This window comes from Mobilisporobacter senegalensis, assembly GCF_003752155.1.
GTDB classification, from domain to species: domain Bacteria; phylum Bacillota; class Clostridia; order Lachnospirales; family Lachnospiraceae; genus Mobilisporobacter; species Mobilisporobacter senegalensis.
This window is the reverse complement of record NZ_RJVG01000013.1, coordinates 85,544-95,546: the sequence shown is the minus strand read 5'-3', so window position 1 is coordinate 95,546 and position 10,003 is coordinate 85,544. Positions and strand designations below refer to the sequence as shown.

6 protein-coding genes and 1 pseudogene are annotated in these 10,003 nt (G+C 32.2%); 4 read left to right on the top strand and 3 right to left on the bottom strand.

Going from position 1 to position 10,003, the window contains the following annotated elements; genetic code table 11:
* Window positions 1-476: 476 nt before the first annotated feature.
* Window positions 477-1,118, top strand: a pseudogene (locus EDD66_RS16500) (GTP pyrophosphokinase); the annotation flags it as partial.
* A 530-nt stretch (window positions 1,119-1,648) separates the two neighbouring features.
* Complete coding sequence (locus EDD66_RS16495) at window positions 1,649-2,065, top strand: hypothetical protein (protein ID WP_123610687.1); 417 nt, start codon at window positions 1,649-1,651, stop codon at window positions 2,063-2,065.
* 172 nt (window positions 2,066-2,237) lie between these two features.
* Here EDD66_RS16495 and EDD66_RS16490 read toward each other — a convergent pair whose 3' ends face one another.
* Window positions 2,238-3,194, bottom strand: a complete 957-nt coding sequence (locus tag EDD66_RS16490; RefSeq protein WP_123610686.1) for a 30S ribosomal protein S1 — start codon at window positions 3,192-3,194, stop codon at window positions 2,238-2,240.
* A 27-nt stretch (window positions 3,195-3,221) separates the two neighbouring features.
* Window positions 3,222-4,823: an MBL fold metallo-hydrolase RNA specificity domain-containing protein gene (locus EDD66_RS16485; protein ID WP_123610685.1), complete on the bottom strand. Its 1,602-nt coding sequence runs from the start codon at window positions 4,821-4,823 to the stop codon at window positions 3,222-3,224.
* Window positions 4,824-5,014: 191 nt separating this feature from the next.
* On the opposite strand from EDD66_RS16485, the gene EDD66_RS16480 reads away from it, so the two are divergent.
* Entirely contained in the window at window positions 5,015-5,734 is a 720-nt protein-coding gene (locus tag EDD66_RS16480) for an NUDIX domain-containing protein (protein WP_123610684.1), read from the top strand.
* Between the two features lie 56 nt (window positions 5,735-5,790).
* On the opposite strand, the gene EDD66_RS16475 is transcribed toward EDD66_RS16480, so the two are convergent.
* Window positions 5,791-6,048: an HPr family phosphocarrier protein gene (locus EDD66_RS16475; protein ID WP_123610683.1), complete on the bottom strand. Its 258-nt coding sequence runs from the start codon at window positions 6,046-6,048 to the stop codon at window positions 5,791-5,793.
* Between the two features lie 513 nt (window positions 6,049-6,561).
* Here EDD66_RS16475 and EDD66_RS16470 point away from each other — a divergent pair.
* The gene (locus EDD66_RS16470) at window positions 6,562-9,939 is read left to right on the top strand and encodes a DUF6240 domain-containing protein (protein ID WP_123610682.1); all 3,378 of its coding nucleotides are present in this window, start codon (window positions 6,562-6,564) and stop codon (window positions 9,937-9,939) included.
* The last annotated feature ends 64 nt before the right edge of the window (window positions 9,940-10,003 follow it).

Here is a 10,003-nt window from a genome sequence, read left to right as displayed (position 1 = left end):
GTATTGAAAATACATTTTTCATAAGGAGAAAGCACCAGAAAAATCTGGTGCTAATGTTTAAAGTTTATAAGGACATTATCAAAAACCCTTGACAGGAAATTATTAATTATTTGTTCTATATTATTATCTAAATATTTTTAGAATGTAAACATTTAATTAACATTTTATTAAGATTGCAACAATTCAAAGAAAGTTCATAATTTCATGTTATAATATACACGATGAGCAGATTAGTCCATAGGGTTCAGGACCTTTATCAAGCTCGCTTGAATAAAGGTCCTAAACCCTATGGATAAGTGCAACGTGAGCGAGAAAAGGTCATTTTAGAGCTTACTAATCTGCGTGAAAGCAGATATTCGAAGGCAACGTGAGCGAGAAAAGGTCATTTTAGAGCTTACTAATCTGCGCGAACATATTAAAATTAAAAAATTATGGGTTTATAAATAACGAGAAAGGTATTATATTCAGGTGATACAATGGAACTACCAATATTTTATGATGAAGCAGAAGAATGGAAAAATGCATTATTATTATATGATTCTGCATTAAAAGAAATTAATACGAAGATTGAAATAATGAATAATGAATTTAAGCTTACTCATCAATACAATCCAATTGAGCATGTTGTCTCAAGATTGAAATCGCCAGAAAGTATAGCGAAAAAAATAAGACACAACAAGAAAGAGTTAACTGTTGAAAATATAGTAAAATATGTAAATGATGTTGCTGGTGTAAGAATTATCTGTTCTTTTACATCAGATATTTATCGTATTGCTGATTTAATTGCAAAGCAAAGTGACGTTAAAGTATTAAAAGTAAAAGATTATATTACCTGTCCAAAAGAGAACGGATATTCAAGCTATCATATGATTGTATCGGTCCCTATCTACTTATCTAATAATGTTATTGAAACAAAGGTAGAAATACAGATCCGTACCATCGCTATGGATTTCTGGGCGAGTCTTGAACATAAGATATATTATAAATTTGAAGGAAATGCGCCTGAAAGAATTCGAAAAGAATTAAGAGAATGTTCTGAAATAGTATCTTATTTAGATCATAAAATGCTGTCATTGAATGAAGAAATAAAATCATTTTCTCATGATAGGGAAGCGGAATATAAAGATATTTTATCTGAAAATTTTAGAGATATGATAAAAGAATCCTATGGTACTGTAATAGATGAAGATGCAGAAGAAGAGGTAATTAAGCTTACTGAGGAAACTCAAATAAATGAAGAAATTGCCTTGGACAAGCCTAAGAAGCAAAAACGCTCTGTATTAGAATATAGCAAGCAGCAAGCTAATTTAATAAGACAAAAGAAAGAACGGACGAAAATATTTGGAAAATTAATCTAGTTATATTGTACAATAATCAAGACTAGTGTTATAATGTACACGATGAGCAGATTAGTCCATAGGGTTTAGGACCTTTATCAAGCTTGCTTGCATAAAGGTCCTAAACCCTATGGATAAGTGCAACGTGAGCGAGAAAACGCAGTTTTAGAGCTCCTAATCTGCGAAAATGCAGATATTCGAAATGCAACGTGAGCGAGAAAACGTAGTTTTAGAGCTCCTAATCTGCGAAAATGCATAAATAGATATAATTCACACGAAAGATAAATAATTAGAAAATAGGGGGAAATACTATGGGGATATTTTCAAATTATGAGAACCATGAGAGAAGATTGGCTGAATATAAAGCTGAGCTGTATAATTACAAGAAATGCCTTGGAAGATATGAAGAAATAATCAATACTCTTGAAAAGAAACATGGTAATCAAGAAAATGAGTTAAAAGAGTATGATGATAACTTACAAAGATATCAGAACCAATTAGAATTATACAAGGAAAGATATGAAAATATTATCAAAGATTATGATTCTATGTTAAATGACAGTACTGTTTCAATGTTAGCAAAACAGGATGAAATTATAATATCATTAAGTGAATCTAAAAAGAAAAATAAAGGATTAAAAACGATGTTGGGTTTTTCTCTATTTATTAATCTAATATCCTTAAGCGGGATGATTTTAATTGTACTATATATATTAGAATTAATATAGAAAATGGAACTTTTTCATCCAAATTAAAAAAGAGATTGAAAATAAATAATCCAGCAATGAAAAGAATTATATATTTTTAAGCAAAATAATGCTCCTCTTAAATAAACAGTTTTTATTATTATAACTGCTTATTTAAGAGGAGCATATTAAATATATAGTCTTTTTACAGAAATTATAATTTAATATTGGCTAATAAACTACCAAGGCCTGTAGATGCTTCTTCACCAGAACTATACTCCATAGGAGCAGAAGACACATCTTCAATAACGTCTTCCTCTTCCGTTGCAGCTTTGATACTCAGGCTTACTTTACCATCTTTAATATCTATGATTTTAACGGTCACTTCTTCGCCTTCTTTTAGTACCTCATTGGGTGATTTGATTCTTCTTCCGCATATCTGTGAAATATGGACAAGACCGGATAAACCATCTCCAATATTAATAAAAGCACCATATGGAGTAATTTTTTCTACCGTTCCCTTAGTGACTAAACCTCGTTGTAATTTTGAAATCTTACTATTTTTATCTGCTAATTCTTTTTCTCTTTCTACTTCTTTTCCGGAAAGTACTAATTTATTATTGGCTTCATCAGCAGTAATAACAATTACTTCAAGGGTCTTTCCAACATATGAGGATAAATCTTCTACATAATTTAATGATAATGCAGATGCTGGAATAAACCCACGTATTCCTTCAAGATAAGTCACTACTCCGCCTTTTACTTCGGAAGCTATTTTAACATTGTATTTTGTCCTGTTATTTAGAGCATCTTTTAGTATATCCCAGGCTAATACATTGTCTGCTCTTTTCTTGGATAAAAGAATATTACCTCTTCCATCATCTTCGCGAATTACTTCAGCACTTATTTCATCACCAATTTTAATATCAGCTTTGATTGAAAAACGAGGGTCGTTGCTTAATTCTTCTAATTTGATGATACCCTCAGTATAATACCTTAAATCCAAAGTAACTTCTGTATCAGAGACACCAATAACTGTTCCTTTAATAATATCTCCTTCAGAAATTTTATGGAAGGAATTCTCAAGCTCTTCTTTGAATTCATCCATAGATGGAATGATTTCGACTACTTCTTCCTTTTCTACTGCTACATCTTTGTTTTCTTCATTCATTTGTTTCACCTCGTAATTATAATATATTTATCGCTCCCACTTATCACAGAGTGAGTCAATTTCTTCCCTGAATCGAATTAAATCTTTATTCGCTCCATCTCTATTATGATTAATTACACTCATTAATCGATTTCCAGCAGCGGCAAGTTCATCAAATACTTGTGAAGTACGTTTTGATTTGCCATCTTTTCTTTGAATCTTAACTGTTGAACCTTCTTTTAAACAAATATTCTCAGCTAAATCATAACAAGTTCCGGAGTATGGTGCAATAGCATCTAAATGTAATTCATTTCGTAAACGCTCAGCAAATAATTCACATATACTATCTTCCCCATGAGTAACAAAGACTCTTTGGGGCTTATTTTCAAAGCTTTTTATCCATCGTAATAAGCCATTATTGTCTGCATGGCCACTAATTCCTTCTAATTTCAAAATATTGGATTTTACTTCAATTTCTTCACCAAATAATTTAACACGGCTGGCACCTTCAATAATTGCACGTCCTAAAGTTCCATTTGCCTGATAACCTACAAACAATACAGTACTTTCTTTTCTCCATAAATTATGTTTCAGGTGGTGCTTGATACGCCCTGCTTCACACATTCCACTTGCAGAAATGATTACCTTAGGCTTTTCATCAAAATTAATCGTTTTAGATTCTGTACTTGTGACAGAAGTTCGTAAACCTTGGAAAGAAATAGGGTTAATCCCTTTTTTTACAAGTTCCATTGCTTCTTCATCAAAATAACCTGCAACATTCTCATTAAAAATATTTGTAGCTTCAATAGCAAGAGGACTGTCAACATAAACAAGAAAATTTCCATGACCTTTAACAAGTCGGTCTTCTTTTATTTTACGGATAAAATATAAAAGCTCTTGAGTACGTCCAATGGCGAAAGATGGAATAACCACATTCCCACCACGATCAAATGTGGTTTGAATAATGGTAGACAATTCCTCTATATAATTTGGAACTTGTTTATGAGACCTATCCCCATAGGTTGATTCCATTATAACATAATCTGCTTCTTTAATATATTGGGGATCACGAATAAGTGGTTGATTTATATTTCCGATGTCTCCGGAAAACACAATTTTTTTACTGATTTCATTTTCTGTAATCCATATTTCAACACTTGCTGAACCAAGTAAGTGTCCTACATCAGTAAATTTTATTTTAATATTATCAGTAATTTCAACTATTTCTCCATATTCAAATCCACGGAAACGTCTTAAAACACCATCTGCATCATCCATATCATAAAGAGGCACAAAAGGAGCATGGCCGGAGCGTTTTCCCTTACGATTGCGCCACTCTGCTTCAAACATTTGAATATGCGCACTATCACGCAGCATAATATTACACAGATCATTGGTTGCATTTGTTGAGTAAATAGTGCCTTTGAAACCATTACGATATAATAAGGGAAGTCTGCCGGAATGGTCTATATGTGCATGTGTTAAAAAGACATAATCAATCTTTGATGGCATCACAGGTATATCTTGATTCTCATATTCATCAGGACCCTGTTCCATTCCACAATCTATAAGAATATGTTTGCCACAGGCTTCTAAGTAATAACAACTTCCAGTTACTTCATGTGCTGCACCTAAAAACGTCAATTTCATAAAATACCCCCTAAAATTATGTAAATTTTTAAAGCTATATCCTAAATATTAGACATATATGGTTTGAAAGTCAACACTATTGACACTTATAATTATCTATACTAAGATTATACTACTCAAAAAATTTTATGTTATACTAAATAAAACATATTAATTTATTGGAATTTTAACATTTATAAGGGAGGGATAATATGTCTGCTTTTCTTGAAGAGTTCTCTTCATTTTTAGGAACCGGTGAAAAGAATGAATTAGGGCAGGATTTGAAAAGTTTTCTGGAGGACTACGATCCTAAGAAATACGAGAATCCTTGTGTAACAGTAGATACTTTAGTTTTTCGTCATAAAGATAAATTAACTACGGTCAATAAAGGACTAAAACTTCTTATGATAAAAAGAAGAAATCACCCATGTATTGGATTTTGGGCTCTTCCGGGAGGATTTGTTGAAATCAGGGAAGATACGTTAGATGCAGCAAAAAGAGAATTAAAAGAAGAAACCGGACTTACAGATGTCCCCATGGAACAAATTTATACCTGGGGAGAAGCCAATAGAGATCCACGAGCCAGGATCATCACTCTGTCATATCTGGCTTTAGTAGAGGAAGAACTAGAAGTGAAAGCAGGAGATGATGCCACAGAGGCAGTGTGGATGGATGTTAAATGTAATCTTTTAAATGTGGATAAAACCCAGGATTGTATTAAGCAAAGTTATGAAATATATTTAAATAATAGTGAAAAGAAAATAGAATTAAAAGGGATTGTAGAAGTCTTGGAAAATTGTAAGGGACTATTAAAGGAAAAATCCTATAAAGTAATTACCTCAAATGGTATTGCTTTTGACCATGCCAGATTTATTATGCAGTCATTATTATATATTGAAGAATTAATAAAGCAGGAAATGTCAGTCAAGTGAAAATAAATATAAGCGTAGTTAGTTAAAAATTAACTTTCTACGCTTATTGTTTACAATTACAAATTTTCTTGAAAGAACTTTTTTAATGCGTCAATTGCAGTATCTTCGTCAGAACCTTCTGCTGTAACAGTTACTTCTTCCCCTTTTTTAGCACCTAAACTCATAACAGCAATTATTTTTTTGGCATCTACATCTTTGCCTGCTTTGATAAGAGTAATTTTACTTTCAAAAGTAGAAGCAGCTTTTACAAGTAAGCCAGCAGGTCTGGCATGGATACCTTGTGGATCTGTAATTACATAACTAAAATTTTTCATATTGTGACACTCCTTCTAAAGGTTAACAGTTGAAGAATCGTAAAAAATATTACACCTAATTCTATATTGAAGGAGAAAGTATGTCAATATAGATTTAAAAGGTTAATAAATACGTATTTTCATTCTACGTTATAATTTTTTCTAAAATCGGATAAAAATATACATGAAATATATAATATACCCGAATAGTTTTATTATAATTCATTTTATAAACGGTAAAATTACTAAAAATAAAGAAAGGAAAACCCATTCTATTGACAAAATACACAAAGTCTGTTATTATAAATAAAGTCATTGATCGTATGGATGACTAGAGGATTTTTGAAACGTTGGGGAACGTGAGAGGGCAAAACTATATAAAATAAGGTTAGTTTGAAGGTTCACTTTATCTTCTGGGTGAATCGATAGCTAACCTTATTTTATTTTTCAAAAATATAGTTAAGAATTCCTTATATTATGTCGAAATAGTAGATAGTTGTCAGATAATCGAATAGAAAAAGGAGAGAGAAATCAATGAACATGAACGGTGTTAACACTAAGAATATTTCTGATACCAGCACATCTCCGAAGAATAATACAGGGGTAAAAGCTATTGGACAAAAGGGTCAGATTATTGAAGGGTTAATCACTAAGGTTTCAGATAAGATTTCCATCGAATTTAGCGGTAGGGAGGTAACAACCTCTTTATCATCAGTACGTAACGCCAAGGAAGGCGAGATCAGGAAATTTGAGATAAAGGATATATCGGAGAATAGTATTGTACTAAAGGAAGTGGGTTCCAGTGATTTTAATGGAGGGATGATCAAAGCCATATGTACTAACGTGGGAACCGATCAGACTACATTTAAAGAATATCTTGAGAAATCCTTGGGTGATAAAGAAGAAGAGGAAAAGCAGGAACAAGAAGTCGCAGATGCTAAGGAGAAGTTAGAAGAAATAGCAAGTCGATTAACAGCAGATGATTACAATGAACTGATCAAAGAAGGGGATTTATTAGAAGCCTATGATTTGGTTCGGTTAGAGAAAGCATTAGCCAGAATCAAAGAACAAAGAGAAATTAAAGAAATAAACATAGAGAAACAAGTAAGAGATATTTCTAGAGATAGAGAAGAAATTAAGCGTACAGCCAACGGGAATAAATCTAATAGTAAAACAAGTGAAGAGATCATAAAAAAATTGGAAGATGCAAATCTTCCTGTGACAGATACCAATATAGCGAAAATATCCACTACAATGGAGTTGGCAGGAAACTTAGCTGCTATCTCTGACAAAGATAAATATTATCTTATCAATAATAATCTTGAACCTACGATTGAAAATATATATAAGGCAACCTATAGCAGTTCACTTATTTATAAGACACCTATTTCGGATAGTATTATAAATGAAATGAAAAATCAGGTGGAAGGGGTCATTGAATCAGCGGGCCTGGAGGTTAATGAAGAAAACCAGGATAAGGCCAGATGGCTATTAGAACATAATTTACCACTGACGAAAGAGAATTTAATCAAATTAGATCAGCTTGATGACATTAATTTATCTATGAAAGAGACAGATTATAAGGATAAAGCTCTTGATAAAATAATTCAATCCATGTCACAAGGAAGAGCGCCAGAAAAAACTTCTTTGGTTGATAATTCAAAGTATATAGAGAATGTAATGGACATCATAAATAATACGAATGATTTAACCATCAGAAAAGCAATGGAATTAGGAGATTTGATCACTGTTTCTTCTTTAAAAAGAGCAAACGGACTTTTAATAAAGAATGGAGTTATTTCTTCTAAGGGTGAGATAGAAGGAGTCCAGACGAATCAAAAGACAGATTCAGAAGGATTGTTCATATCTGCGAGACGTCAGTTGGAAGAAATCCGACTTAAGATGACATCGGAATCTTTTGCAAAGATGATGAATAAAGGGATTCGTATTGATACAGCAGAATTAACTACTCTTGTGAATGAATTAAGAGAAGAAGAAAATGCATATTATCGAAACCTTTTGCAAGAAGGAAATGTAACAGATTCAGCAGAAAATATCCAGATCTTAAAAGAAACAACTGTTAAATTAAATGATATAAAAACAATGCCAAGTTATATACTTGGGAGCACTCTTAGGGGAAAAAATCTTGTTACAATCCAGGATATCCACGAAAAAGGAACCAGCCTTAAGGCTTCTTTGGATAAAGCAAAAGAAAGCTATGATTCTCTAATAACAGAGCCAAGAAAAGACCTGGGAGATTCTATTCAAAAAGCGTTTCATTCCATAGATAATATTCTTACAGATATGGATTTAGAATTAACGTATGAGAATAGAAGAGCAGTAAAAATTTTAGGATATAATAATATGGATATTACCAAGGATTCCATTAATCAGGTAAAATCCTATGATGCACAACTTAAATTTTTACTGAAAGAAATGCATCCGGCAGTTGTTGTAGACATGATAAAAGAAGGAGTGAATCCATTAGATACTCCTATTATGGAATTAAATGAACAGGTGCATGCAAGAAAAGAAATCCTTGGTATTAGTGAAGAAGAAAAATATAGTGAATTTTTATGGAAACTTGAGAGAGAAAATGGGATCACACAAGAGGAACGGAAGGCTTATATTGGTATCTACCGACTTCTTAACAATGTAGAGAAAACAGACGGTAAAGCTCTTGGTTCTGTAATTAAAGCAGAACAAGAAGTTACATTAAATCATCTATTAACAGCTGTTCGTTCTGCTAAATCTGAAGGGATGGATTATACTGTTGATGATAATTTTGGAGCATTGGAAAGTCTTATATTTACAAAAGAAAATATCACCAGCCAAATAGAAGCAGCTTATACAGCGGACCAAAATACTCAGGATACAGAAGAAAATAGAAGAAAAGAAGTAGTCGGATATATGGATACTCTGTTACATAATATCCAGGAGGAGATTTCACCAGCAAAGATGAGTTCATTGACAGGAGATATAAAATCTCCAGAAGATTTACTGAATTATTCCCTGGAAAAATTATATGAAGAATTAAGTGCTGCCACAGATGACAATGGGCAATCTAATGCTTATGTAGAGGAAAGAGTCCAAATAATCAGAGAGGCGGCAAAAAAGCCGGAAGATGCCATTCGATTCTTAAATAATTTTAACCTTGGGACAACGATAAACAATATTATTTTTGCGGGTGATTATCTTGAAAATGGGAATACCGTTTTCAGAAAAACAAAGAGTCTCTTAGATAATTCTGATGATATTGATTTGAAAGAAGATGCAGGTAATATTAAATCAGAGATTTATGATTCTATGAATGGACTTGTTGAAGCCCTGGTAGATGAAGAAACAATGGTGAAACAATATGAACAATTAGATGAGAAGATTTCCACTTTGTTAAACAATAGAATTGGAGACCAAACAATTACTTCAAAGGATATTGCTGATTTAAAGAATATCAGCAGTGGAATGGAATTTGTGAAAGCACTTGGTAAAAGTAGAAATTATGAGATTCCATTAGTAATCGGCGACAGCATAACTAACATTAACCTTAAAATAGTGAATGGCACCAAGGAATCTGGAAAGGTGGATATGACAGTTTATTCAGAAAATCTTGGTATAATTGAAGCCAGTTTCTTAGCAAAGGGTGAAGAAACAAAAGGTGTTATCCTTAGTGATAATAGAAACGGTCTTGAGCAGTTAAAAGAGAATAAAGAAAGTTTAATAAATGGATTTAAAGATATTCATATTTCCCTGAAACAATTGGATTACGGCAGTTCCATTAAGGGTGGATCTTTAAGCTCTGTCAGTAAGAATAATATGAATAAAGGAACGAAGGAAGTTTCAACAAATCAGTTGTATCAAATTGCAAAAGCTTTGGTATGTCATATTAGAGAGATAGAATTAAAAAATATCTAGACAAATATAAATAATAGATTTATCGAGTAACAACAATAAATTCGGAATAGAAAGGGTTAAGAAA